This is a genomic window from Enterococcus sp. AZ088 (assembly GCF_051714845.1).
In the GTDB taxonomy this organism is placed as follows: Bacteria; Bacillota; Bacilli; order Lactobacillales; family Enterococcaceae; genus Enterococcus; species Enterococcus faecalis.
The window spans coordinates 2,335,335-2,360,288 of sequence record NZ_JBIOSQ010000001.1 but is presented as its reverse complement, the minus strand read 5'-3'; the positions used below and the strand labels follow the sequence as shown (position 1 = coordinate 2,360,288).

The window sequence follows — 24,954 nt, the reverse complement described above, 5'->3', positions numbered from 1 at the left end:
ACCAAACGTTGGTTTTGTTGTCTTTTTGTTATAATTTGCCAAATAATTGAAACAAATACAACATTAAGTAGCTGTAAGTAGCCACAGACCAGAATTTCAATAAAAGAACAATTTTCATGAATTCTTTTAAAGAAATATCTGTAATTCCCGCCACTAAACAAACAATATCATCTGGAGCGAAGGGGACTAACATAGTAAAGATTAAGAGCTTTTTGACATTGTGTTCATTTTTGTCTAAAATCTCTTCAAATTTTTTGTATTTATTGGGTGAAAGGATTATTTTTACAAAGCTACGTCCATAGTAACGAACCAGTAAAAAGCCAATAAACTCACCAATAATCAATCCAAGATAGCTATACAAAAGGCCTTGCAAATTGCCAAACATCAACATTCCTGCAACAGAAGAAATTCCTCCAGGTAGAATAGGGATAATCACTTGGACGATTTGTAAAAGAATGAAACATAGAACCGCATAGTTACCAAACTGTTTAATAAAAGCTTGCAAGGAAGCAACAGAATGAAAAATTCCTCTGGAATATCCCCATAAAATTAAGCCGAAGAAAAGCACCAGTCCAACTAGGGGTAACCACCGAATGAGTCCATTTAAAAATTTTTTCTGATTAGTCATGAGTGGCCTCCTGACGTTTTCGACGGTATTTTTTAAAGCCAAGATAACCAGCCGTTCCCAGTAAAATCGTTCCGCTGACGGCAGTGCCGAGATAAATCATTCTTGGATGATAGGCAAAGGTTAACTGCTGTTTGCCAGCTGGGACTTCAACAGCTAAAAAGCCACCTAGAATGCGTTGTGTTTTTAAGGGTTCTTTTTGTACCGACGATTTGACTTGCCAATCTTGGTCATAAGGAATGGACGTATACAGTAACTGAGTGTCATTTCCAGGTACATTCAGTGCGCCATTTAAATGGCCTTTTTTAGTTGCATTCACGTGAAGAGCTTGTTGACGTAATTTGTCAACCGCACGATTAAAGGCTGTTTGGTCTAAAGTTTGAAGTTGCCAATTGGTTAAATCAACCACTTGTTCAGCAGTTAGTGACAGGGTCACGGTAGTTCCTTTTTCAAAATGCCCTAAATTGAACAGTTGATTGGTTGCAATATAAATCGGCGTCGAGATAACTTGTTGGTTTACCTTCAATTGTGTAACCTTTTTCCATTTTAAATTCGGAATATAAAGATGCAAGTCACCAGTGCTATTCACTTTAAAGGTTGCTTCAATTGTTTCGTTGGTATGATGAGGTTCATTTATCAACGAAGCTGTTTTAAAGTAAGGTTTATCCGTCGGCACGAGCGTTTGCAGGAGTTCTTCTTGGGCATCTAAAGGATTATTTTTTGCTAATTTTAACTTGGTTAATGCGGTTGGCGCCAAAAAGCCCATACCGATCGCTTCATCATTTTCCATGATTTTCGTGGAACCAACTGTTTTTAGCAATTTTTCACTCGTAGGTTTTTCAATTGGTAAAAAGTCATATTTCACATTTAAAAGTAAATTGGTTAGTTGTGAATTATCCACATAGGCAATCCGGCGATCATTTTTTCGATATAAACCTAGCGCACTTAATGTGTCTTGGGTAGTGGCAGTTAAAGTCGAAGTATAGCTAGAAACGCCAGCATAGCCATAAAGTAAAGGATTGTTGTAGCCGTTATTGATTTCACGGAACCCTGTTTCTTTGGAAGGAATGACTTGTTTCATGCGATAAAGTTCTGGTGCTGAGGCCATTTTTTCATCGATTAATTGGCTGTGTTTTCGGTAATCTTGGGCAAATGTCGCTTGGCTACCAAAGGGCATGTGTTTAAAAGAAATCCAGAAATTCGTTGTTAATTCTGTGCTGACCAGTAAGAATAAAGCCACGACTACATAGTTTCTTAAGGCCTTTTTGTGTGCTAAACGCAAGCAAACGAAAATCAACCAAATAAAAAGTAAACTTAGCCATAAATAATTGATCGAAATTAAGAGATTCTTTTGTGGACCATAATACAAAGATCCGTAGCCAATGACTAACAGCAGACTAAAAATAATAGGTGCGGTCCAAGGAATGGTCACTTTTTTAAGCCAAACTTCATAGGCAAAGACAATCAATAAAAAGCTAAAGATAAAGACATTTCGGTAAGGGAACCCAGCTGGGCTTTGAAACATGTGCCACACAGTGTTAAAGGCTTCTAACCAAAAGCTTAAAAAGAGAATGAATAAAAGAATTGCTGAAGCTATTCTTTCTTTTAACGCAATTTGTTTCGTTTGAAAATAGGCAACACAGAGGAGTGTCACAAATAATCCAGCAAAAACGGTTGGTAAATGGTCTAAACGCAACTCATAATTAATAGAACCTAAGCCTAATTGCGAGAAGAACGAAGTGTTGAACTTAGGCGTTAAAAAGAACGTCGAGACATCAAAATCTGCTTTTTTTGTATAGAGCATCCCTTCTGCTGCAGGTAATAATAAAAAGCTAGTTGCGGTTCCTGTTAAAAAAGAAACGAGGATGAATAACGGACTTTGTTTAAAAAATTGCCGAATAGCATGGGCTTGGGTATTCTTTTTAAAGAACCAATAGATACTGTACAAAACAGCAAAGAGACAAATCATATAACCCATGTAGTAATTTGTCACAATCGCTAAAAACAGGGTGATACTGTATAAACCCCATTTGCGTTGATCCCATAAACGTTGGAGTCCCAATAAGATAAGCGGGAATAGAATCAGTGCATCCAACCACATAAAGTTTTGGCTATAGACGGTGACAAAGCCACAGAAACTATAGGACGTTGAAAAAAGTAACGTGGTGCCATCAACTTTTTGATAGGTGTATTTTAAATAGCTAAACATCGTCGTGCCCATCAAGGCAAGTTTTAAGGTAATAATCCATAAAATTGCTATAGGTAATTGTTCATAAGGAAAAAAGAAAGCCAACACATTAAAAGGGCTCAGTAAGTAATAGGCTGCCAAAGGAACAATCGACTCACCAATCTCATTGGAAAAAGAGTAGAATGTAGTTATTCCCTCGTGAAAAGAGCGTTTTAAAAAACTCAAGAAAGGCATGTATTGTGTGCCTAAATCACTAACTAATAAGTTGTTGTCACCAAAAGGCGCAAGTTGTAATGTCATCCATACAAGCAACAGAAGTAAAAACGGCAAGAAAAAACTTCCTAACCATAAAAGCTTCGATTTGTTTTTCATCAAAATAAGTCCACCTTTATAAAAAAATCATGAATAAGCGTGTTGAACGCTCTAAAAATAGTTTTTAATTGGCTGGCTGGAATGAACCATCCAGAATGTTAGTTTACCATAAGTTCATTAATGTATCCGCTAATAACGCAAAATTATGAAAAATGCAAAAAGTTTTCAAGAAAAAGTTTCAATTGGTTATTAGTGAAAAAGTCACCTAACTTAGTTATAATGTAGAAGAAGACAAGGAGTTGGACAAGATGCAATTAACAATAGAAGAAGCCATTGAATGGATTCATAGCCGGTTACCCTTTGGTTCAAGACCTGGTTTGGATCGGATCAATGCGTTATTAGAAAAAATTGATCATCCAGAAAACAAAGTGCCAACGATTCATATCGCAGGAACCAATGGTAAAGGCTCAACCGTGACATATTTACGCTGCCTATTAGAAGAAATGGGCTTGAAAGTCGGAACCTTTACCTCTCCTTATATTGAATCATTTAATGAAAGAATTGCGATAAATGGTCAACCAATTTCAGACGAACAATTGATTACCTATGTGGAAAAGTATCAACCAATCATTAAAGAATTAGACCAGATCACTGAAGTGGCTGGAATTACAGAATTCGAAACATTGACAGGAATGGCCTTGGACTATTTCGTGAATGAACAAGTGGATATCGCAGTTGTTGAAGTTGGCTTAGGTGGATTACTTGATAGCACCAATGTCGTGAAGCCATTATTGACGGGAATTACGACAATTGGGAAGGATCACACAGAAATTTTAGGTGAAACAATTGCTGAAATTGCCTATCAAAAAGCAGGTATTATTAAAGAAAAAGTCCCAGTAGTAACAGGCAATATTTGTGCTGATGCGCTAGCAGTCATTGAAAAAGTCGCACAAGAAAAACAGAGTCCAATTTTTCGTTTTGGCAAAGAGTATCAAGTGGAATATCTACACCCTGACACACAATGGGGGGAAGTATTTAATTTCTATGGAGAAATGGGCAAACTGACAAAAATTAAAGTTCCCTTGTTGGGGCGTCACCAAGTAGAAAACGCGGCGGTAGCTATTCAATTATTTGACAAGTATTGCCAACTACAACATTTGCCGTTTAAAGAACGAGACATTACTCAAGGGTTAGCTAAAGCGCAATGGCCAGCTCGAATGGAACGTCTTAGTGATGAACCGTTGATTGTTTTAGATGGTGCCCACAATGATCATGCAGTAAAACGCTTAGTTGAAAACTTGCGCAAAGAGTTTCCGCAACACACGATTCATATTTTATTTTCAGCTTTAGCAACTAAAGATGTGGATGAGATGATTCAGGACTTAAAGCAAGTACCGAATGCGCATCTTTACTTAACTAGCTTTGATTACCCTAAAGCTATTGCACTTACAGAAATGGAAAAATATGAAGACGATTTAACAGAAATTGTGTCTTTATGGCAATTTGGTTTAGGCGAAATTTTAGAAAAAATGTCGACAGATGATTTATTATTAGTAACAGGTTCATTATATTTTGTTTCTCAAGTAAGAGAATTACTTTTAACTATAGGAGGAAATGATGAAGAAATTTGATGGCGTAATTTTTGATATGGATGGGTTGCTTTTTGATACGGAGTTGATTTACTATACATCTACTCAAAAAGTAGCAGATGCAATGGGGTTACCATATAGTAAAGAAGTCTATTTAGACTATGTTGGGATTTCCGATGAAGAAGTACAAGAGAATTACCGACGTATTTATGCATCCTATGGTCACGACACAGTGGAAGAATTTATCCGCCGTTCTTATGATGATACCTTGCAAGAGTTTCAATCTGGTAACGTCCCTTTAAAACCAGGGGTGGTGGAATTCCTCGACTTTTTAGATGATCAAAAAATTCCTCGATTGGTTGCTTCAAGTAACGTCCGTCCAGCAATTGAAATGTTATTAAGCCATGCTGGGATTCAGGATCGTTTTGTAGGAATTGTTTCAGCAGAGGATGTTAAACGAGCAAAACCGGACCCAGAAATTTTTCAAAAAGCTCGTCAACTTTTAGGAACAGAAGCCCCGAAAACCTTGATTTTCGAAGACTCATTTCATGGGGTAAGTGCGGCTCATAGTGCGGGCATTCCAGTGATCATGGTACCTGATTTATTGCAACCAACTGAAGTTATCCAAGAGAAAACATTACATGTCTTGGAGAGTTTACATCAAGCGCCACATTATTTAAAATAATAAAAACAACACTCCTTTGCGTAGTTTATTAATGACTAGCAAAGGAGGTTTTTTTATGCAAGTATCGGATCTGTTTATTCGCGAGATGCCGAGTGATTGTTTACCACGAGAACGGCTCTTAGCGATAGGAGAAAAAGCATTATCGAATCAAGAGTTGTTGGCGATTCTGTTACGAACTGGCTCAAAAGAAGCAGACGTGATGACTGTTGCCGCAACGCTATTAAAACAGTTTAAGCAACTTTCTTATTTCCAGCAAGCCACATTGAACGAGTTAATGGCTATTAAAGGCATTGGCCAAGTGAAAGCCATTGAATTACGTGCGGCCATTGAATTGGGGTGTCGAATTTATCAAAGTAGTCAAATCAAATTTGGCAAAGTTACGTCCAGTCAACAAGTCGCTCAACGATTACTCCAAGAGATGAAGGGGCTGCAACAAGAACATTTAATTTGTATTTACTTGAATACCAAGAATGACATTATCCAACAGAGAACGATTTTCAAAGGATCACTGAATCAAAGTATTGCTCATCCACGCGAAATTTTTCGGGAAGCGGTTAAATATTCTTCTGCTCGCATACTATTAGCTCATAATCATCCATCTGGCAATCCGACACCGTCTCCACAAGATATTCAATTTACCAAACGAATGGAAGAATGTGGCGAAATGATGGGGATTCAATTGTTGGATCATATTATTGTTGGTGATAGCGGATACATTAGTTTGAGAGAAGAGAATTTTTTTGCTTCAGAATGAGGACAATTCTTGCAAAAATATTTTATCACGTGTAAAATGAAAGGGTAATCTTGTTTGGAATTATGTAGACTTTTTAAATTTTTTTAAATATTCTATTGGAAGCGAGCAAAGTTACGACTATTTATGTGCAAATGCACGAGGAGGAACAAAAGAATGGAACAAGGAACAGTAAAATGGTTTAACGCAGAAAAAGGTTTTGGGTTTATCTCACGCGAAGACGGAAGCGACGTATTCGTACACTTCTCAGCTATCCAAGGTGATGGTTTCAAAACTTTAGAAGAAGGTCAAGCAGTGACTTTTGATGTTGAAGATTCAGACCGTGGCCCTCAAGCAGTTAACGTAGAAAAAAACTAATAAAAAATAATCCAAAAACACCTAACGCATGTTAGGTGTTTTTTTGTTAGAAAAAATAGAGAAGAAAAATGTTTGTCCATTTTTCTTCTCTATTAAATGAGAGCTTTATTGATCACTAACTGTGGCAGTCATAATCATTGGCAGAATCATTGGATGACGTTCTGTTTGTTCAAACAAGAAAGGCTGTAAAGCGGTCGTCATGGCTTCGCCTAATTTTGCTTCGGTACAGTTTTTATCTTTCATTGCTTCACGTAGAGCATTGAATAAAAGACGTTGGCCTTCATGAATCATATCACCAGACTCACGCATGTAGACAAAACCACGGGAAAGAATGTCTGGACCAGCCATAATTTCTTTATTTTTAATATCAACCGTTGCTACCGCTAAAACTAAACCTTCTTCAGATAAGATACGACGATCGCGTAAAACAACATTCCCGATATCACCGACACCATTTCCATCAACGTACACGTCATTAGCGTTGAAGTGACCAGCAGGACGTGCGCTATCAGCCGTTAAAGCTAAGACATCGCCGTTGCCCATGATAAAGCAATTTTCTTCAGGAACCCCTGTATCTTGAGCGAGCGAAGCATGGATTTTTAACATTCTAAATTCACCATGAACAGGCATGAAATATTTAGGCTTCATCAAACGAAGCATTAATTTTTGCTCTTCTTGTCCACCGTGACCAGAAGTATGGATATTATTGATTTTTCCGTGGATAACTTCTGCACCGGCTTCAGATAATAAGTTGATTAAACGGTTAACGCTTGTCGTATTCCCAGGAATTGGTGAACTTGAGAAAACAACCGTATCGCCTGGTTGAATACTAATTTGGCGGTGTGTACCGTTAGCAATCCGACTAAGCGCGGCCATAGGTTCTCCTTGAGAGCCAGTACATAAAATCATTGTTTCATTTGCTGGCAATTGATTCAGTTCCGCCGCATCGACAAACGTTCCTTTTGGCACTTTGATGTAGCCTAAGCGTTCGCCATTGACAATGGCATTTTCCATGCTACGACCAAAAACAGCAATTTTGCGACCTGTTTTCACGGCTGCATCAGCAGCTTGTTGTAAACGGAAAATGTTTGAAGCAAAACTGGCAAAGATAATCCGACCATCAATTTTTTCAAAGATTTTTAAAATAGAGGTCCCAATTGTTTTTTCGGATTTTGTAAAGGTGGGTATTTCAGCATTGGTACTGTCTGAAAGAAGACAAAGGACGCCTTCTTCACCTAATTTCGCCATTCTGTGTAAGTTGGCTGGCTCACCAACGGGTGTAAAGTCAAACTTAAAGTCACCTGTTGCGACAATGTTACCAGAAGGCGTTTTAACCACAACGCCCAAGGCATCAGGAATACTGTGAGTCGTCCGGAAAAAGCTAATCGCTGTTTTTCTAAAACGAATCACCGTATCTTCATTAATTTCGTGTAATTCCGCTTCTCGCAATAAACCATGTTCATCTAGTTTGTTGGTAATTAAAGCCAAGGCTAGTGGTCCCGCATAGATTGGGATATTCGCTTGACGTAAAAGATAAGGAACGCCACCAATATGGTCTTCATGACCGTGGGTAATAACGAGTGCTTTGACTTTATGCAAATTTTGAACGATGTAGCTATAATCTGGAATCACGTAGTCAATCCCAAGTAAATCATCTTCTGGGAATTTGATCCCAGCATCAATAATGATAATTTCATCTTGGAATTGTACCCCATATGTGTTTTTTCCAATTTCGCCTAAACCACCGATTGCAAAAACGCCAGTTTCGTTATTTTTTATGTTTACTTTCATGTTAAAACTCCGTTAGAGTGAAGTCCGCATGTTCTTGCTCGTAAGCAAGATGTTTTTCGTCTAATAATTGAACGTATTCAATATTGTATGGGGTATTTTCTTCAACTAATTGGCGCACGATTACATCGCTATCGGCTTCCATGTAAAGAGATTTTGTGTCTTCTCTTTTTGGGTTTCTGATTTTTGTTTCTTGATAGTATACTTTGTAAATCATCGATTCATTTCTCCTTCAGCTACTAATAGTAGCAATTTATAGTTTTTTTCATTTTAAGACAGAAAATTAAACACAACAAAACGAGGTGCTGATCACCTAAAAAAGAATGCTCATCAAAAACATCTGTTAATGATGAAATGAAGCCTCGACTTTGCTTCATTCTGGGTATTTGATTTTATGTGTTCTTTTTCAACCGTCCCGTGTGTTGTGAATAACAACAATTAAGCTTATTTTATCATAGAATGATAAGGAAGTATAGAAACACTCACTGGACTTTTAAAAAAAACAAACTTCTTGTTTCGCCTTATTCTTGATCAAGCTCGAGTGCCTTTTTTTTAGGACGCCAATACAAACTTAAGCCAATCACGTGAGCTAAATAAACAATCGCTAAAGTCGTAGTCATCAACGTATTTCGGACAATTAAACACGGAATGGCAAATAAAAGAAACATGGAAATAAATAGTTTCCATTTGCCTTTACGAGTAATTTTTTTCTCAAAGAAGGCTTCTTGGATATATTTTTGATAATAAGAAGAAGCTAAAAATTTGTTATAAAGTTTATCTGAACTACGCATCCAAAAAAAGGCCGTTAATAAATAAAAACCAGTGGTGGGTAAAAGCGGCAAAAAGATTCCTAACGTGCCTAAAGCAAACGTACAGGAACCGAGAAAAATGAAGAATAATTTTTTCATTCAAAGGGTCCTTTCAGTTTTTCCCAATTATGGCACAATCAAAAGGAAGTAGCAATTTTAATCGTATAAGTAAATCATTAAAATTATCTATTTTTTAGAAAATCTAAAAGAGAAAGGATAGAAAGAGAAAGGCTGTTTTTTCTAGCCAGACAGCTTGTATTACCGATTTCTTTTTGATACAGTGGGGGTACTAGAAAATTTAAAGTAAGATAAGAAGGAGATGATTAATTGAAGTTAATGTGGCGTTACACAATGCGTTATAAGAAATTACTTTTCGCTGATTTTATTTGTGTGTTTGGTTTTATTTTAATTGAATTAGGCTTGCCGACCATTTTAGCACGAATGATTGACAAAGGAATTATTCCTAAAGATATGGACTATATTTATCAGCAAGGGATTTGGATGGTTGTAATTACGATTATTGGTGTCGCAATGAATATTTTGCTGGGGTACTTTGGTGCCAGAATTACAACAAACATTGTTCGTGATATTCGTGATGATTTATTTGAAAAGATTCAAACTTTCTCACATAGTGAATATGAAAGTATTGGGGTTTCTTCCTTAATTACGCGAACGACCAATGATGCATACCAAATTATGCTCTTCATGGGAAATATTTTACGTCTTGGCTTTATGACGCCAGTGATGTTTATTGCCAGTCTTTACATGGTGATGCGAACGAGTCCGTCGTTAGGAATGTACGTTTTAGGTGCCTTGCCTTTTCTGCTGCTAGCAGTTGTCGGAATTGCTCGTTTGTCAGAACCGTTATCTAAAAAGCAACAAAAGAACTTAGATGGAATCAATGGGATTTTAAGAGAAAATCTTTCTGGATTGCGGGTAATACGTGCATTTGTTAATGAAAAATTTGAAGAATCTCGTTTTAATAAAGTCAATGAAACTTACACTAAAAGTTCAAAAAGTCTGTTTCGTTTAATGGCAGCAGCCCAACCAGGCTTCTTTTTCTTATTTAATATTGTGATGGTCTTAATCATTTGGAGCGGGACTGTTCAAATCAGCAATGGGGATTTAGAAGTTGGGAATTTAATTGCTTTTATTGAATATATTTTCCATGCGCTGTTCTCGTTTATGTTATTTGCCAGTGTCTTTATGATGTATCCACGGGCTGCGGTTTCGGCTTCACGGATTCAAGAAGCCTTAGACATGGAACCAGCTATTCGTGAAGAAGAAGGCGTAACAGAAACAGCTACTAAAGGCTATCTAGAGTTTAAAAATGTAACCTTTGCCTATCCTGGACATGCGGAAAGCCCAGTCATCCGCAATGTAAGTTTTAAGGCGTCACCTGGTGAAACAGTGGCCTTCATTGGGAGCACAGGTAGTGGAAAATCAACATTAATTCAATTGATTCCACGGTTTTATGATGTATCAGAAGGTGAAATTTTAATCGATGGAGTGAACGTAAAAGATTACCAACTTAGTGCATTACGCAATAAGATTGGCTATATTCCACAAAAAGCGTTACTTTTTACTGGTACAATTGCTGATAATCTTCGCTACGGTAAGGAAGATGCGACGTTAGAAGAAATGGAACGAGCAATTGACATTGCTCAAGCTACAGAATTTGTTTCACAAAAACCGCAAGGCTATGATGAACCTCTTTCAGAAGGTGGCACGAACTTTTCTGGTGGTCAAAAACAACGTTTAGCTATCGCACGGGCGATTATTCGCAATCCGGAAATTTATATATTTGATGATAGTTTCTCTGCGTTAGATTATCAAACAGATGCAAATTTACGAGCGCGTCTGAAAAAAGAAACAACAGAATCCACTGTTTTAATTGTGGCACAACGTGTTGGAACAATTATGCATGCGGACCGCATTGTTGTTTTAAACGAAGGCGACGTGGTCGGAATTGGCACACATCGTGAATTACTTGAGACTTGTCCAATTTACTATGATATTGCGGCTTCTCAATTGTCAGAGGAGGAATTAGCATGAAACACGCCTTTTCTTCTATGAAACGAATCGGTCGCTATATTAAACCGTACCGAGTGACGTTTTATTTAGTTATTTTATTTACCATATTAACCGTTGCCTTTAATGCAGCGCTGCCTTATTTGACTGGATTACCAACGACAGAAATTAGCCGTAATATTGCGGCCGGTGAATCAATCAACTTTGATTATGTAATCCAATGTTTAATTTGGATTTTAGTTGTGGGAACAGGTTATTGTGTGGCACAATTTTTGTCAGGTTTTTTAATGACGAATGTCGTTCAACAATCCATGCGCGATTTACGTCGCGATATTGAAGAAAAAATCAATCGTTTGCCAGTTTCTTATTTTGATAAGAACCAACAAGGAAATATTTTGTCACGGGTGACGAACGATGTGGATGCTGTCAGCAATGCGATGCAACAAAGTTTTATTAATATTGTTTCGGCAGTCCTAGGGATTGTGATGGCGGTAGTGATGATGTTCTTAATCAATCCGCTGATGGCGATTTTTTCAGTGATTATGATTCCGTTGTCTCTGATTATTTCCAGAACAATTGTTAAAATCTCCCAGAAATATTTCCAAGGAATGCAAAATTCTTTAGGAGACTTAAATGGTTATGTCCAAGAAAATATGACTGGGTTCAGTGTTTTAAAACTATATGGTCGGGAAAAAGAAACCCTTGAAGGCTTTAAACAAGTCAATCATCGTTTAAATGGTTTTGGTTTCAAAGCATCCTTTATCTCAGGATTAATGTTGCCATTGGTTCAAATGACCGCTTATGGGACCTATATCGGGGTAGCTGTCCTTGGTAGTTACTATGTGGTTGCTGGTGTGATCGTAGTGGGGCAGTTACAAGCGTTTATTCAATATATTTGGCAAATTAGCCAACCAATGGGGAATATTACGCAGTTGTCTGCAGCTTTACAAAGCGCTTCAGCTTCGACCATGCGGATTTTTGAAATCCTAGATGAACCAGAAGAAGAACTTAACGAACAAGATGTTCCTTTACCAGAACCTATTTTAGGCTCTGTTGAATTTGAAAATGTCAGCTTTAGTTATGACCCAGAAAAACCGTTAATTCGTAATTTGAACTTTAAAGTTGATGCGGGCCAAATGGTTGCGATTGTGGGACCAACTGGCGCTGGGAAAACAACCTTAATCAACTTACTGATGCGTTTTTATGATGTAACAGAAGGCGCCATTAAAATTGATGGTATTGACACAAAAAAAATGAACCGTAGTGATGTCCGATCTGTATTTGGAATGGTATTGCAAGATGCTTGGTTGTATAAAGGTACCATTGCCGATAACATTCGTTTTGGGAAATTGGATGCCACGGATTATGAAGTTGTGGATGCAGCGAAAACGGCCAATGTGGATCACTTCATTCGGACAATGCCAGACGGGTATGAAATGGAAATCAATTCTGAGGGAGATAACGTTTCCCTTGGTCAAAAACAATTGTTGACCATTGCCCGAGCGGTAATTTCTGATCCAAAAATTTTGATTTTAGATGAGGCGACTAGTTCAGTCGATACACGCTTGGAAGCCTTAATTCAAAAAGCAATGGATCGTGTTATGGAAGGACGAACGAGTTTCGTTATTGCCCACCGCCTATCAACTATTCGTGAAGCTGATTTAATTCTTGTTATGAAACAAGGAGAAATCATTGAAAAAGGAACGCATCATGAGTTGCTGGAACAAGGTGGCTTCTATGAAAAACTATACAATAGTCAATTTGCTGAAGAAGGCGACTATGAGGAATAAAAATGAGGTCGGGACAGAAGCGTTTAACTCCGAGAAATAAGAAGGAATTTCCGAAAATTGTTCTGTAATTTTTGGAGAATTCCGGCTTATTTCCGAAGGAGTTGCTTTTGTTCCCGCCGTTTATCAGTTTTTGAGCGTGGAGCAAAAATCCAAAGTGATTTTTGTCCCACGCTCTTTTCTTGTCTTTTTTACTATGAAAGTGAGGGATTCTTGTCTATACTTAATGAAAAGAGGTGACAGAGTTTGAAAAAAGAGTATTTTATTGCTGCTAGTGCAGATGTCTATGGAAACGTACAACTAGCGAAGGATAGTAATATTTGGTTTCAGTCGGTCTTAAGAGGTGACAGTAACACAATTACCATTGGTGAAGGTAGTAATATTCAAGATGGCACGATTATTCATGTTGATGAAGATGCCCCGACAATTGTAGGCAAGTATGTAACGGTGGGCCATCAATGCATGTTACACGGTTGTAAAATCGGTGATGGTGCTTTGATTGGCATGGGTTCAACCATTCTAAATAACGCCATTATTGGAGAAAACAGCCTGATTGGTGCGGGCTCTTTAGTGACAGAAGGCAAAATTATCCCGCCAAATGTTTTAGCATTTGGTCGACCCGCGAAGGTTATCCGTCCGTTAACGGCAGCAGAAATAGCCAGTAATCATACGAACGCCTTACATTATATTCAACGAGCAGAAGAATTTCGCCAACAAAAATACCCGAAACTAACATAGAATTAGGAGGAAAATGATGAAGAAAATTAAAGTAATGACGGTTTTTGGAACACGGCCAGAAGCAATCAAAATGGCCCCTTTAATCAAAGTTTTAGAAGAGCAAAGTCAAGGATTTGACTCTGTAGTAGTCGTAACAGCGCAACATCGCCAAATGTTGGATCAAGTGTTAGAAGATTTTCAAATTACACCGAATCATGATTTAAATATCATGAAAGATGGGCAAACCTTAACAGATATTACAAGTCGTGTTTTGAATTTATTAACTGAGGTTCTTGTGACAGAACAGCCGGATATTGTCTTGGTTCATGGCGATACAACCACGTCATTTGCGGCTGCATTGGCTGCTTTTTATCAACAGATTCCAGTGGGACATGTGGAAGCAGGATTGCGGACCTGGCAAAAATATTCTCCGTTTCCGGAAGAAATGAATCGTCAACTGGTAGACGTGTTAACTGATATTTATTTTGCCCCAACTACTCAAAGTAAGGACAATTTAATCAAAGAAAATCATCCAGAAGAACATATTTATGTGACTGGCAATACAGCGATTGACGCGATGGCGTACACCGTTGATGCCCACTATCAAAATGATTTATTGGAAAAAATCCCTACAGACCAGCACATCGTGCTAATTACAATGCATCGTCGTGAAAATTTAGGCCTGCCAATGGCAAATGTGTTTAAAGCTGTTCGTCGACTTGTAATGGAACATCCAGAAATTGAAGTCATTTTCCCTATGCACAAAAATCCCAAAGTCCGTGAAATAGTAGCGGAACACTTAGGTGAATTAGCTCGTGTGCATTTAATTGAACCATTGGACGTCAAAGATTTTCAAAATTTTGCAGCGAAAAGTGCTTTAATTTTAACTGATTCTGGCGGTGTGCAAGAAGAAGCTCCTTCCTTAGGTGTGCCAGTTTTAGTTTTACGAGATACAACGGAACGTCCAGAAGGCGTAGCGGCAGGAACATTGAAATTGGTTGGTACAGACGAACAAGTAGTCTATCAAGAGGCGAAAACATTATTGACTGATTCTGATGCTTACCACGCGATGGCGCATGCACAAAATCCGTATGGGGATGGTCAAGCTAGCCGCCGAATCGTTGAAGCCATTGCCTATGAAATGCAGCAATCAGATAAAAAACCAGATACGTTTACAGCAAAATAAATAAAAAGGCAGAGAAGCGCTGAAAAGGTGCTTCTTTTGCGTATCTTATTTTGAAGAATCAATTAGACAAAAATGCTAGAAAGTAGTGAAGTGAAGATGTATCAAACGATTTTATTTGATTTAGATGGCACAATTACGGATTCTGGTAGCGGCATTATGCGTTCTATTTTATACGCAACAGAACAATTAGGCTGGCCAGCTCCTAGCGAGGAGACGTTACGTTCTTTCATAGGGCCGCCTTTATATGAGTCGTTTTTGCACATGGCGCCTTCAGCTGAAGCAGCGCAACAAGCCGTGGGTCATTATCGAGCGTATTATCAGAGAAAAGGTATGTTTGAAAATCATGTGTATCCAGGGATCCCAGAGGTACTAACAAGGTTAAAGGAAGCGGGAGCAAAGTTATACATTGCGACTTCCAAGCCAGAAGAATTTGCAAAAAAGATTATTACTCATTTTGATTTAGATCGTTATTTTACAGGCATCTATGGAGCGAGTATGGACGGTCATCGTTCTAAAAAAGCAGATGTGATTCAGTATGCATTAACGGAAGCTCAATTAGACCCAACCAAAGAAGCAATTATCATGGTTGGTGATCGTAATTATGACATTATTGGTGCTCAACAAAATGGCTTAGATAGTATAGGTGTCTTGTATGGATTTGGTGAAGAAACAGAATTACAAGAGGCGGGAGCGACATTCCTAGTACAATCGCCTAAAGACTTAGGTGCTATTTTGCTACAAAATTCTTAATAGAAAATGGATTTTCGATAAATTTAGGAGGATTTTAAGAATTATTATCGTTTCAATAGAAAAGCGCCATCATAGGCTTTAAACGTTGTCAATGATGAATTTTTTATCGGGGAATGACGGTCTTTTTATTAAAAACATTTAATTTTAAAGAGGTTTCATGTATAATAGTTTCAGTCATAAACGATAGAATAGTAAGGAGGGTTAGTTTTGGCTAATGATAACCAAAATAACCAAGATCCCAAATCTTCGCTTAGAGATCAAGTAACTGGGTCTTTAAAAGGTAGAAATGATGGCGATCAACCTGATTCCTCTGAAAAAAATGATAGGTCTCCCCAACCTTCATCTGATGAATCACAAGAAACAGCGAGCCGCACAACACAAACACGTGCAGGTTCTAGAGCTGCTCGAAGACGTGGGAAAGACAAGACAACACAGACAGTCGAAGAGCCAACCCCGATTGAAACAGACGAAAAGCCAACAAATACAAAAAAACAAACACGTAAAAAAGAAGATCGTTTAGTCGGTCGTATCGTGTTAATTGTAGTTTCTGTATTGGTTTTAATGATGGCAATCTTTGGGTTTACTTTTTATAAATATGTAGACGCTGGGCTACAACCACTAGACAAGAACAATAAGAAGCTTGTTCAAGTGCATATCCCAGAAGGATCTTCTAATAAGCAAATTGCTGCGGTTTTAGAAGAAAGCAACGTCATTAAAAGCGGAATGGTTTTTAACTACTACGTAAAATTTAAAAACTTAACAGATTTTCAAGCGGGCTATTATCAAATGTCTCCAAGCATGACACTCGATGAAATTGGTGAAATGCTAAAAGAAGGAGGCACGCCAGAACCAACTAAAATCGCAGATGGCAAAGTAACGATTCCTGAAGGCTACGATATAGATAAAATTGGCGAAGCCATTGAAAAAAATACGGATTTCAAGAAAGCAGATTTCATTGCATTAATGAAAAATGAAGACTTCTTCAATCAAATGAAGGCTAAGTATCCTGATTTACTTGAAAGTGCTGCAACCGCAGAAGGTGTTCGTTATCGCTTAGAAGGCTATTTATTCCCGGCGACTTATGATTACTACAAAAAAGCAACACTTCCTGAATTTGTCGAACAGATGGTTGCTAAAATGAACACAGTAATGGAACAATATACGCCGACAATTCATGCAAAGAATTTAACCAATCAGCAAGTCTTAACGTTAGCTTCATTGGTTGAAAAAGAAGGAGTCAAAGAAGCAGACCGCAAACAAATTGCGCAAGTATTCTTTAACCGCTTGGCTGCTGATATGCCAATCCAATCAGATATTTCTATTTTGTATGCTCTAGGAGAACACAAAGAAACTGTAACGTATGCTGACTTGGAAGTGGACTCGTCTTATAACTTGTATAAAAATACTGGTTATGGACCAGGACCATTAGATAGCCCAAGTGAGGAGTCAATTAAAGCAGTCTTGAATCCGACACCAAGTGACTATTTATACTTTGTAGCAGATATTTCTACAGGAAAAGTATACTTCTCAAAAACATATGAAGAACATCAAGTATTAGTAGATCAGTATGTCAATAATTCAAGTAGTGAATAAAATGAAAACATAAAAGAGCTTGGTGAATCAATTTTGTATGATTCACCAAGCTTTTAGATACTCAAAAAGTAATCTGTTTAGCAGAGGGAAAGAGTAGCAACTAGAAATTTATATAAATAAAATTTAGCAAAATCACAAAAATTCAATAATTATATTTACAATTTAGAAAAAGCGTGGTACTCTTTTGTGGATTGAAAGCGGAATTTTTTTCAATAACCAACCAAGAACTACGTATCGTTAAGCGAAAAAGGAGAATTAACATGGTAGAAAAAGTATATCCAATGACTCTTGAAGGAAAAGAAAAATTAGAACAAGAGCTAGAAGAATTAAAAACAATTAAACGTAAAGAAATCGTAGAGCGTATTAAAATCGCTCGTAGCTTTGGGGATCTTTCAGAGAACTCAGAGTATGAATCAGCTAAAGATGAACAAGCTTTCGTTGAAGGACGTATTACAACGTTAGAAAATATGATTCGTTTTGCAGAAATCATCGATAATGATGGCGTGGACCAAGACGAAGTTTCCATCGGTAAAACAGTTACTTTCCAAGAGTTACCTGACGGAGAAGAAGAGGAATACACAATCGTAGGAAGTGCCGAAGCCGATCCATTTTCTGGTAAAATTTCTAACGATTCACCGATTGCACAAGCCTTAATTGGTAAACAATTAGGCGACCAAGTGATTATTGCAACACCTGGTGGCGACATGACAGTTAAAATTACAAAAGTTGAAGCAAACTAAATAATTGAGTAGGGCAGGCAGCTTCCAAGGCCTGTCCTTTCGCAATCTAAGACATTTAGGGCTAAAGTCCTATGGTAACCTGAGGCGCAAACCACTATGATTAAATAAAATAAACGAGTAAAATAAATGACAGAGGGAGGAGGCAAATCTATGAATAACCCTTGGCGCTTTTTTATCGTCGCAGAAGCATTACTTTTTATTCTGGCGTTATGGCAAATTGTACATAATCCTGGATTAGCTGTTTTATTAACAATTGGCGTTTTACTTGTGGCCTACGTTTCCAGGAAAGCATCTAAAACACATTTTAACAACTTTCAATTCGTCCTCGGCGTTGTTTTTATTGTCATTGGTGCAATGAACAGCACGGCTGTTTGGTTTATGTTGATTTTTGGCGTACTCTTTATCGGCTTAAAAGGTTTTGAGATTTCAGGCGTGGATATAGCTGAACGAGCACCTTGGCGTAAAAAACAAATGATTATGGTGGAAACGGCGGCCAAAGAACCGAAAAATGGCAAACGATTTAAACGCCGTTGGTTTGCCAACGAACGTATTGGCAACAATATCTATGAATGGGACGACATCAATATTGATTTAATCTCTGGGGACACCATTATTGATTTAGGTAATACGCTACTACCGAAAGAAAACAATATTATTATTATTCGTAAAGGTTTTGGCCGCACGCGAATCCTAGTACCGTTAGGTGTAGCTATTTTGTTAGAACATTCAACGTTTTACGGAACGGTACGTTTTGAAGAAGAAAAATATCAATTGAAAAACGAATCATTAAAAATTTACAGCAATGATTACGATACCAATCTTCGTCGTTTGAAAATTATGACGAACACTTTAGTAGGAGATGTTGAGGTGATCCGTGTATGACCGATCGGATTTCAAGGCGCATGATTTCATTATATGCGTCCCTTAGCACCTTTATTGTTATCTTAATTACATTGTTTTCATATTTTCATTCGATTAAACAAAACCGGTGGTTATTAGAGCTTCTTCAGAGAAAAGTCTTTTATTTACCACTAATTGTGCACATTGTTCTCATATCCTTACTAATAGGCTTATTGACCTTTTTACTGATTTCATTGGTTCAAAAAGGGCAATATGGACGGATTGAAGAAAAACTTCGGTTATTGGCCAACGGTAATTATGAAAGTCCAGTCTTAAACAAACCAACGACCAGTGAAAATCAAGACCATTATCTAACCGAAGTCGAACAAGATATTTGGTCGATTAAAAATAAATTATTAGAGATGTCTAAAGAATTGCAATTATTAAACAGTCGGCCGCAATTAATGGATGGGCAAACAAAAGAAGAAATTTTAGAGAACGAGCGGCATCGTTTGGCGCGGGAGTTGCATGATTCAGTCAGTCAACAACTTTTTGCAGCCATGATGATGTTGTCTGCCTTAAATGAACAAGCACAACGAACAGAAACCCCGGAACCATATCGTAAACAACTAGCCATGGTGGCAGAAATCATTAATGCCTCCCAATCGGAAATGCGCGCGTTACTATTGCACTTGCGTCCTATCAGTCTAGAAGGAAAAAGTTTGCGTAAAGGTATTGAACAATTACTGAAAGAACTACAAACAAAAATTAAAATTGAATTGATTTGGGATGTTGAAGATGTTCATTTAAATAGCAGCATTGAGGATCATCTTTTCCGAATTGTGCAGGAATTACTTTCAAATACCTTAAGACATGCCAAAGCAAAGGAATTAGAGGTATACTTACACCAAGTCGATAAAAACGTGTTATTGCGTATTGTTGATGATGGTGTCGGCTTTGATATGAAGGAACAAAGTAATAAAGCCGGTAGTTATGGCTTAAATAATATCCGAGAACGTGTTGTCGGCATGGGCGGTACAGTTAAAATTATTAGTTTTAAAGGGCAGGGAACCAGCGTTGAAATTAAAGTTCCTGTCATAAAGGAGGAAACTGCAAGTGATCAAAGTAATGTTAGTGGATGACCATGAAATGGTCCGTTTAGGCGTTTCATCATATTTATCTATTCAAGAGGATATAGAAGTCGTAGGCGAAGCAGAAAACGGTAAGATTGGCTATGAAAAAGCATTGGAACTACGTCCAGATGTTATTTTGATGGATTTGGTAATGGAAGAAATGGATGGCATTGATTCAACCAAAGCGATCTTGAAAGATTGGCCAGAAGCCAAGATTATTATTGTGACGAGTTTTATTGATGATGAAAAAGTGTATCCGGCGATTGAAGCTGGTGCAGCGGGCTACCTATTAAAAACATCAACAGCACATGAGATTGCTGATGCAATTCGGGCGACTTATCGCGGAGAGCGTGTGTTGGAGCCTGAAGTGACGCATAAGATGATGGAACGGTTAACAAAAAAACAAGAGCCGGTGTTGCATGAAGATTTGACAAATCGAGAACACGAAATTTTAATGTTGATTGCACAAGGTAAAAGTAATCAGGAAATAGCTGATGAACTCTTTATCACTTTGAAAACAGTTAAAACACATGTTTCAAACATTTTAGCAAAACTAGATGTGGATGATCGGACCCAAGCGGCGATTTATGCTTTTCAACATGGTTTAGCCAAATAAATATCAGATAAATCCATAAATAAATTCTAGGAAATCCTTCTAGGAATTTATTTATGGATTTGTTATACTAATTTTAACGAACAGACAGGAGCGGTCAGAAGAAATGAAACAAAATTTTGCAATTATTGGTTTAGGACGTTTTGGCGGCAGCATATGCCAAACTTTGGTGGAAGCTGGTCAAGAAGTTTTGGCCATTGACAGCAGTGAAGACCGTGTCAATGAATATATGAATATTGCAACGCATGCAGTGGTGGCTAACGCCCAAGATGAAATGACGTTGCGTTCTTTAGGAATTCGGAATTTTGATCACGTAGTGGTGGCAATTGGTGAAGATATTCAAGCGAGTATTTTAGTGACACTAATGGTTAAAGAGATGGGGGTTCCCAATGTCTTAGCCAAAGCAGTCAATGAATATCATGCCCGTGTCTTAGATAAAATTGGGGCAGACATGGTCGTTCACCCAGAGCGAGATATGGGTATTCGAATTGCTCACAAACTTGTTTCACGCAATATTTTAGATTATATTGAATTATCTAGCGAATTTTCATTAGCTGAGGTTCGGGTCACCAATCCTAAATTTTACAATAAAACCTTAGCAGAATTAAATTTCCGTCAACGATTTGGTTTAACTGTGGTAGCGATTCGCCGCTCGAAAACAGAAGTAATTGCTTCGCCAGATGCTTCTGAAATTGTTCGAGAAAACGACAATTTGTTAGTTATCGGTGATACCGCAGACGTGGATTTATTAGATGAAAAAATGAATGGCTAAGCACTTTATTCTCTAAAAGCACTGCGCTGTGCTACAATAAATGGCGACAGAGATGTGAAGGAGGAACAAAGAATGAAATTAGAAGTGACACCGAAAGCCCAACAATGGTTTAAAGAAGAAACCGGGGTTCAGCCTGAGACAGGCATTCGTTTTTTCGGAAAAATTTATGGAAAAACACCTGTTCATGATGGTTTTTCCATTGCGATGTCTGTAGAAGCGCCAGATGAGCCAATGATTAAAGAGAACCTAGATGGGATTACCTATTTTATTGAAGAAACAGATGATTGGTTCTTTAAAGGGTATGATTTAATTGTTGATTATGATGAAAAGAATGATGAACCGCGTTATCAATTTGAAGCGAACCAAGAAGATTTAACAAAATAAATTTAGTGCTAAACAAAAGAGGCTGAAGTAGTGCGTAGGACTATTTCTGTTGCTTTCGTTTAACCGCTAGTCAACCTGAGAAAAAATCGTTTTGGATTTTTTCTCAGGTTCTTTCTATTTAATTAAGCTATTCTTAATTGGATATCGTTATTTAATAAGGCTATCATATGGTATAATGATAATTAACTGAAGTGTGGAGGAAATAAAATGCTATCAATTGTTGTCCCTTGTTATAATGAGGAAGCAGCGATTCCGCTGTTTTTTGAAGAAGTAGAAAAAATTAGCCAGCAACTATCTCATTCAGTAGAATATATATTTGTGAATGATGGCTCAAAAGATAATACGTTAGCTGTTTTAAGACAGCTTTATCGCGAACATCCAGAGAAGGTCCGTTATCTTTCTTTTTCACGAAATTTTGGGAAAGAAGCGGGCTTATACGCTGGTTTAAAAGAAGCAACAGGTGACTTAGTGACAGTCATGGACGTTGATTTACAAGACCCGCCTGAGTTATTACCTCAAATGATTGAGATGATTGAAACCAGTACAGATTTAGATTGTGTTGGCACACGACGCATAACAAGAGACGGCGAACCGCCCATTCGTAGCTTTTTTGCACGGATGTTCTATAAACTCATTAATCGAATTGCTGAGACGGAAATGGTGGATGGTGCCCGTGACTTCCGTGTCATGACCCGACAAATGGTCGATGCGATTTTAGAGTTATCTGAGTATAATCGTTTTTCAAAAGGGATTTTTAGTTGGGTCGGTTTTAAAACAGAATATATTGAATTTAAAAATCGAGAACGAATTGCTGGAGAAACCTCTTGGTCTTTCTGGAGTCTATTAAGTTATTCAATTGACGGGATTGTCAATTTTTCAGAAACACCATTGAATATTGCTTCATACGTTGGCGCCTTTTCGTGTATTGGTTCTGCACTAGCAATGTTAGTGATTATCTTTCGAACATTAGTTAATGGTGATCCAACGAGCGGCTGGCCTTCAATGGTTTGTATTGTACTTTTTGTAGGTGGTTTGCAACTATTATGTTTAGGAATTATTGGCAAATATATCGGCAAAATTTTCTTAGAAACGAAAAAACGACCAATTTATATTGTAAAGGAATCAGAAAAAGATTCTAAAAAATAACCAAAAAAGCAGAGAAAAATTCTCTGTTTTTTTGTTGCGCATTAAAAAAAGTGTGAATAGACTTTTCAGAAAAACAACATTTTTTACATAAAAAATACATTAACTTTACCTATTTTTATCTTAATGAAACAGCTTTGCTCTCGCGGTTGCAAGAAATAAATGTTAAAATCAAAAGGTATGCTATTAAATGTTTTTTTGGAGGTTGGGTCATGATAGAAGTTATCGACTTGAAAAAAGTATTCGATAATGGGTTTGAAGCGTTAAAATCGGTCAATTTTACGATTGAGCAAGGGGACTTGGTTTGTTTGTTAGGACCAAGTGGGTGTGGGAAATCCACAATTTTAAACTTAATTGCAGGTTTATTACATCCAAGTGATGGAGATATTCAGTTTCGACAGCAATCGGTTGTCAAAACAGCACCAAAAGATCGGAACATCGGGTTCGTTTTTCAAAACTATGCCTTATATCCACATATGACTGTTCTAGAAAACGTAATGTTTCCTTTGACGGTAGGAAGTAAGAAAGTTCCCAAGGCAGAGGCACAAGCTATTGCCGAAGAATATATGAAACTAACGAATATTGAAGAGTTAAGCCATAAAAAGCCAGGCACACTTTCTGGTGGTCAACAACAGCGTGTTGCGATTACCCGGGCGTTAGTTCAAAAACCAGATGTTTTATTATTAGATGAGCCTTTAAGTAACTTGGATGCACGTTTGCGTTTGAAAATTCGTGAAGAAATCCGCCGCTTGGTGAAAGAAGTAGGCATTACAACAATCTTTGTAACGCACGACCAAGAGGAAGCGCTATCAATCAGTGATAAAATTATTTTATTAAACGAAGGGGTTATTCAACAAAATGATGAACCTCAAAACCTTTACTTAGAACCAAATAACTTATTTGTTGCTCAGTTCATAGGTAACCCAATTATTAATTTATTGTCTGTTGAAGTGAAAGACGGCAAAATGTACCACGAAAGTTTTGAAATTCCGCTTGAGCGTTTTGAGCAAGCACGCTTTAAAATGCCAATGACTGACGGGAAATATACGTTTGCTTCTCGTCCAGAAGATGTGGTACCAACTGAAACAGGTCTCTTTACCACAACGACAGATTTAGTGGAATTGATTGGTCGAGAACGTATTTTACGATTTACATTAGGAAATGAACAAGTGAAATCAATTGTAAGTGTAGAAGAAGCGATTGAAGAAGGAGACACTTTATCTTTTGATTTTTCATATAAAAAAGTATTTATCTTTAACGAAGCGGGAGACCGGGTTTACTAATGAAAAAATACAATCCAGAAAATCAACCAAAAGCATGGCTCTTCCTTCTGCCATCATTAGGAATCATTTTACTGTTTAGCGTTTATCCGCTGTTTCGTTCTTTGTGGATGAGCTTCCAAAAAGGTTCCTTAATTAACCAACGCTACGCTGGTTTAGAAAATTATCAACGTGTATTGAATGATCCAATCTTCTATAAAGCGTTAAAAAATACAGCGCTCTATGCATTTGCTGTGGTACCGATTGCCTTGATAATTTCCCTAGCAATTGCTTGGATTATCTTTGAAAAAGTTAAACATAAGAGTTTCTTTGAAACGATTTTCTTTATGCCTTATGTAACGAGTACGATTGCCATTGGGATTGTCTTCCGTTACTTCTTTAATGGCGATTATGGAATTGTCAATTACGTCTTAGGCTTTTTCGGCATTCCTTCTGTCAACTGGCTAGATAATGTTCAAATGAGTATGCCGACATTGATTATTTTTGGGGTTTGGACGAGTTTAGCATTTAATATTATTATTTTGTTGGCGGGCTTGAGAAATATTGATGAAGAACATTTTAAAATTGCAAAAATGTTTGGCGCCTCAGACGGCGAAATTTTCCGACGTATTACGTTTCCGCAGCTAGTCCCGACCATTGCCTTTTTATTAACGGTCAATTTAATTGGCGCCTTTAAAGTTTATACACAAGTTTATGCTTTATTCGGTGGTCGTGCGGGGATTGCCAACAGTGCCACAACCGCAGTGTACTATATTTATGACAAATTCCACATTGCAGGGCGTCCCGGAATTGCGATGGCCGCCACAGTGATTTTATTTGTGATTATTTTAGTGGTCACTTTCTTACAAAATAAACTCTTAAAGAAAGTGGGGCAATAAGCC

General features: G+C 37.6%; 24 protein-coding genes. 19 read left to right on the top strand and 5 right to left on the bottom strand.

Annotation, left to right across the window (positions count from 1 at the left end; genetic code table 11):
* Positions 1-28 precede the first annotated feature (28 nt).
* Together IGL17_RS11390 and IGL17_RS11385 are read right to left on the bottom strand one after the other, a co-directional pair.
* The gene (locus IGL17_RS11390; protein ID WP_002355114.1) at positions 29-628 is read right to left on the bottom strand and encodes a TVP38/TMEM64 family protein; all 600 of its coding nucleotides are present in this window, start codon (positions 626-628) and stop codon (positions 29-31) included.
* On the bottom strand, positions 621-3,185 hold the full coding sequence (locus tag IGL17_RS11385; protein ID WP_016618038.1) for a YfhO family protein: 2,565 nt from the start codon (positions 3,183-3,185) through the stop codon (positions 621-623). Before IGL17_RS11385 ends, IGL17_RS11390 begins: the two co-directional genes overlap by 8 nt.
* A 248-nt stretch (positions 3,186-3,433) precedes the next feature.
* Here IGL17_RS11385 and IGL17_RS11380 point away from each other — a divergent pair, with 248 nt between their 5' ends.
* From IGL17_RS11380 to IGL17_RS11365, 4 genes are all read left to right on the top strand, one after another.
* A complete protein-coding gene (locus tag IGL17_RS11380) occupies positions 3,434-4,756 on the top strand; it encodes a bifunctional folylpolyglutamate synthase/dihydrofolate synthase (RefSeq protein WP_002355117.1) in 1,323 nt (440 codons plus the stop codon).
* Complete coding sequence (locus tag IGL17_RS11375; protein ID WP_002398690.1) at positions 4,740-5,399, top strand: HAD family hydrolase; 660 nt, start codon at positions 4,740-4,742, stop codon at positions 5,397-5,399. Before IGL17_RS11380 ends, IGL17_RS11375 begins: the two co-directional genes overlap by 17 nt.
* A 55-nt stretch (positions 5,400-5,454) precedes the next feature.
* Positions 5,455-6,153, top strand: coding sequence for a RadC family protein (gene radC / locus IGL17_RS11370; RefSeq protein WP_078126865.1), 699 nt, complete (start codon positions 5,455-5,457; stop codon positions 6,151-6,153).
* 153 nt (positions 6,154-6,306) lie between these two features.
* Complete coding sequence (locus tag IGL17_RS11365; protein ID WP_002355121.1) at positions 6,307-6,507, top strand: cold-shock protein; 201 nt, start codon at positions 6,307-6,309, stop codon at positions 6,505-6,507.
* Between the two features lie 105 nt (positions 6,508-6,612).
* Here the strand turns inward: IGL17_RS11365 and rnjA are convergent, their stop codons facing one another.
* The 3 genes from rnjA to IGL17_RS11350 form a co-directional block, all read right to left on the bottom strand.
* A complete protein-coding gene (gene rnjA, locus IGL17_RS11360) occupies positions 6,613-8,298 on the bottom strand; it encodes a ribonuclease J1 (RefSeq protein ID WP_002355122.1) in 1,686 nt (561 codons plus the stop codon).
* A gap of 1 nt (position 8,299) precedes the next feature.
* Positions 8,300-8,512: a DNA-directed RNA polymerase subunit epsilon gene (locus tag IGL17_RS11355; RefSeq protein WP_002355123.1), complete on the bottom strand. Its 213-nt coding sequence runs from the start codon at positions 8,510-8,512 to the stop codon at positions 8,300-8,302.
* A gap of 304 nt (positions 8,513-8,816) precedes the next feature.
* Complete coding sequence (locus IGL17_RS11350) at positions 8,817-9,203, bottom strand: YbaN family protein (protein WP_016617852.1); 387 nt, start codon at positions 9,201-9,203, stop codon at positions 8,817-8,819.
* A 228-nt stretch (positions 9,204-9,431) separates the two neighbouring features.
* On the opposite strand from IGL17_RS11350, the gene efrA reads away from it, so the two are divergent.
* The 15 genes from efrA (at position 9,432) to IGL17_RS11275 (ending at position 24,951) form a co-directional block, all read left to right on the top strand.
* Entirely contained in the window at positions 9,432-11,159 is a 1,728-nt protein-coding gene (gene efrA / locus IGL17_RS11345; RefSeq protein WP_033624311.1) for a multidrug efflux ABC transporter subunit EfrA, read from the top strand.
* On the top strand, positions 11,156-12,925 hold the full coding sequence (efrB, locus tag IGL17_RS11340; protein WP_002365186.1) for a multidrug efflux ABC transporter subunit EfrB: 1,770 nt from the start codon (positions 11,156-11,158) through the stop codon (positions 12,923-12,925). The genes efrA and efrB overlap by 4 nt, the downstream gene beginning before the upstream one ends.
* 243 nt (positions 12,926-13,168) lie before the next feature.
* Positions 13,169-13,660: a gamma carbonic anhydrase family protein gene (locus IGL17_RS11335; protein WP_002355129.1), complete on the top strand. Its 492-nt coding sequence runs from the start codon at positions 13,169-13,171 to the stop codon at positions 13,658-13,660.
* A gap of 13 nt (positions 13,661-13,673) precedes the next feature.
* On the top strand, positions 13,674-14,825 hold the full coding sequence (gene wecB, locus IGL17_RS11330; protein ID WP_016617850.1) for a non-hydrolyzing UDP-N-acetylglucosamine 2-epimerase: 1,152 nt from the start codon (positions 13,674-13,676) through the stop codon (positions 14,823-14,825).
* Positions 14,826-14,897: 72 nt separating this feature from the next.
* On the top strand, positions 14,898-15,575 hold the full coding sequence (locus IGL17_RS11325; RefSeq protein WP_016617849.1) for an HAD family hydrolase: 678 nt from the start codon (positions 14,898-14,900) through the stop codon (positions 15,573-15,575).
* A gap of 207 nt (positions 15,576-15,782) precedes the next feature.
* Positions 15,783-17,168, top strand: coding sequence for an endolytic transglycosylase MltG (mltG, locus tag IGL17_RS11320; RefSeq protein ID WP_002415850.1), 1,386 nt, complete (start codon positions 15,783-15,785; stop codon positions 17,166-17,168).
* A 260-nt stretch (positions 17,169-17,428) separates the two neighbouring features.
* Positions 17,429-17,908 carry a transcription elongation factor GreA gene (greA, locus tag IGL17_RS11315; protein ID WP_002355133.1) on the top strand — a complete coding sequence of 160 codons (480 nt, stop codon included), beginning with the start codon at positions 17,429-17,431 and terminating at the stop codon, positions 17,906-17,908.
* Between the two features lie 150 nt (positions 17,909-18,058).
* Positions 18,059-18,790, top strand: coding sequence for a cell wall-active antibiotics response protein LiaF (liaF, locus tag IGL17_RS11310; protein WP_080119813.1), 732 nt, complete (start codon positions 18,059-18,061; stop codon positions 18,788-18,790).
* Positions 18,787-19,890, top strand: a complete 1,104-nt coding sequence (locus tag IGL17_RS11305; protein ID WP_002365182.1) for a sensor histidine kinase — start codon at positions 18,787-18,789, stop codon at positions 19,888-19,890. Before liaF ends, IGL17_RS11305 begins: the two co-directional genes overlap by 4 nt.
* Positions 19,865-20,497 carry a response regulator gene (locus IGL17_RS11300; RefSeq protein ID WP_002355137.1) on the top strand — a complete coding sequence of 211 codons (633 nt, stop codon included), beginning with the start codon at positions 19,865-19,867 and terminating at the stop codon, positions 20,495-20,497. Before IGL17_RS11305 ends, IGL17_RS11300 begins: the two co-directional genes overlap by 26 nt.
* Before the next feature lie 103 nt (positions 20,498-20,600).
* On the top strand, positions 20,601-21,266 hold the full coding sequence (locus IGL17_RS11295; RefSeq protein WP_002355139.1) for a potassium channel family protein: 666 nt from the start codon (positions 20,601-20,603) through the stop codon (positions 21,264-21,266).
* A gap of 54 nt (positions 21,267-21,320) precedes the next feature.
* The gene (locus tag IGL17_RS11290) at positions 21,321-21,650 is read left to right on the top strand and encodes a HesB/YadR/YfhF family protein (RefSeq protein ID WP_002355140.1); all 330 of its coding nucleotides are present in this window, start codon (positions 21,321-21,323) and stop codon (positions 21,648-21,650) included.
* A 207-nt stretch (positions 21,651-21,857) separates the two neighbouring features.
* Entirely contained in the window at positions 21,858-22,796 is a 939-nt protein-coding gene (locus tag IGL17_RS11285; protein ID WP_002373102.1) for a glycosyltransferase family 2 protein, read from the top strand.
* A gap of 146 nt (positions 22,797-22,942) precedes the next feature.
* Entirely contained in the window at positions 22,943-24,076 is a 1,134-nt protein-coding gene (locus IGL17_RS11280) for an ABC transporter ATP-binding protein (RefSeq protein WP_002385276.1), read from the top strand.
* Complete coding sequence (locus IGL17_RS11275) at positions 24,076-24,951, top strand: carbohydrate ABC transporter permease (RefSeq protein ID WP_002355143.1); 876 nt, start codon at positions 24,076-24,078, stop codon at positions 24,949-24,951. The genes IGL17_RS11280 and IGL17_RS11275 overlap by 1 nt, the downstream gene beginning before the upstream one ends.
* Positions 24,952-24,954: the final 3 nt, after the last annotated feature.